Annotated in this window: 1 protein-coding gene; it reads left to right on the top strand. The window is 48.4% G+C overall.

The features are described from left to right. The first annotated feature begins 266 nt into the window (after positions 1-266). Positions 267-2,003, top strand: coding sequence for a diguanylate cyclase (locus tag ACI4N7_RS09365; RefSeq protein ID WP_439733096.1), 1,737 nt, complete (start codon positions 267-269; stop codon positions 2,001-2,003). Positions 2,004-2,040: the final 37 nt, after the last annotated feature.

Genomic DNA, 2,040 nt, shown 5'->3' with positions numbered 1-2,040 from the left:
ACTTCATTTTTTTCGTCAGCTGTTATTTACCGGCAGTGACTGATCTACGCTATGCGTGGAATTTCAGGGCTTTGGGAGATTCTTCCTCGAATGAAGGCGGCAGGCAGAAAGGGCAGCAGGGGATCCGGGCATAAGTACAAAATTGAAAAACAGAATTAATTTATCCCCTATATACATATTTTTATTTACCTCAGGGAATGAAGCGTGTATAATGGGGATTGTTGTAAAGAGATACAAATTGAAGAAAGAAGGACGCAGTTATGGTGATGCATACAGGGAATAAAATCACAAGGTACCTGAGCATTCCGGTTATTATCTGCGGCCTTTTTTTGACGTTGCTTGTGGATTTTATCCTGTACCAGAATGACGATCGGAAGGGCTATGAGCTGTTCAGCCGGGAGGCGGTCAGTCGGATTAATAATGTGGGGGATTATGTCCATCAGTATGAAACCATTGCAGATGTGTTGGAAGGAACGATCAGGAGAAAAAATGGAAATATTGCCGATCTGCAGGGCCCTGCCCGCTATATGGAGATCAATCCTTCCGTCCAGGCCATTGATGTGCTTCCTGCCGGAGGACAGGAAGCGGCTTTCAGCAATGTGGAAGGCATAGAAAGCGGGACTTCGCTTCTGGAGGGGCCGCTTAAGGAGGCAGCCCGGAAAGCCAGGGAAACGAAGAAGAGCGTGCTCTCTGATTCCATACCCATGAAAAACGGGAACATGGCGCTGACAGTGCTTCATCCTGTTTACTTGGAATCGGACAAAGATTCCTTCTGGGGTTATGTGCTTGTGGCAGCTGATCAGGAATATGTTTTTAAAAAATCAAATATCATACCCATAGAAGGCAGGCCGGATCAGTTCAGTCTTTTCCGGGAAGAGGATGGAGAGAAAACAGTTATACTCCAGCAGGGGACGGTGCGGGAAAACGATCCTTATGCTTCAGCCATTATCGGCGGCAGCCGCTGGACTCTTTCCCTTCGTCCCCTGCGGGGCTGGTTTAACCTGCAGACTCTGATTCTGGCTACCCTCTCCGGGATTATGGCGACGTTTTTTGTATCCTTCCTCTGGAGAAAGAACAGGACTCTTAAGGTCATAGGAGCCACGGACAGCCTGACCGGCGTGTACAATCGAAAAGGCGGGGATGAAGCGGTGTCCCGCTATATGGCTGACAATCCCTATCAGAAGGCCATGGTCATAGCGCTGGATATTGATAACTTCAAGCTGATTAATGATGTGTACGGCCATCGTGCCGGCGATGATGCCTTGAAACAGCTTACGGAAGACATGAGGCAGACCTTCGGCAGGGAAACGCTGATTACCCGTAACGGGGGCGATGAATTTGTTCTCTACCATCCGTATCACAATATGGGAGACGTGATTCTGAAGATGGATCACTTCACTAGAGAGCCTCATATTATTGAAGTGGACGGGAAGGAAGTGCCCTTCTATTCCTCCCTGGGCTGTGCGGAATATCCTCAGCAGGGAAATTCCTACGGGAAACTGTGTATTCGGGCAGATTTTGCTCTTTACGGCGCCAAGCTGAACGGGAAAGCCGGGTGGAGAAAATTCGATGATTCCATTGGGGAAGTTCACCATCGGGCACAGTTTGGCTTTAACCTTTCCGATATAGCTGCCAGCATGCCCGGTGGTATGCTGGTGTGCAAGGCCACTAAAGACCAGGAAATTCTTTTTGCCAACAAAGCCATGATTGACCTTCTGGAATGCGATGACTTTGAAGATTTCATGCAGTACACCGGCGGTACTTTCTATACTGTGCTGTATCCCGGAGAGAAAGAGGCCATGCAGGCGGAATTCCAGCGCCAGCTGGCGGAAAAAGACAATACGGACAGCACGGATTTCATTTCCTTCCGCATTGTCACCAAGAAGGGCCATGTCATTACGGTGGAAGACATGGGACGGAAGAGTGAAAATCCTTTCTACGGAGAGCTTTTCTATATCTTTATGTATGATAAGGCCAAGAGACAGGCCCGGCAGAAAATATAATCCATGGCCAGTGAGAAATAATAGCGGGGAGATGAAG

This window comes from Dialister sp. (assembly GCF_051885895.1).
Taxonomy (GTDB): domain Bacteria; phylum Bacillota; class Negativicutes; order Veillonellales; family Dialisteraceae; genus Dialister.
The sequence above is the reverse complement of the archived record's forward strand: the minus strand, read 5'-3'. Positions and strand labels throughout refer to the sequence as shown.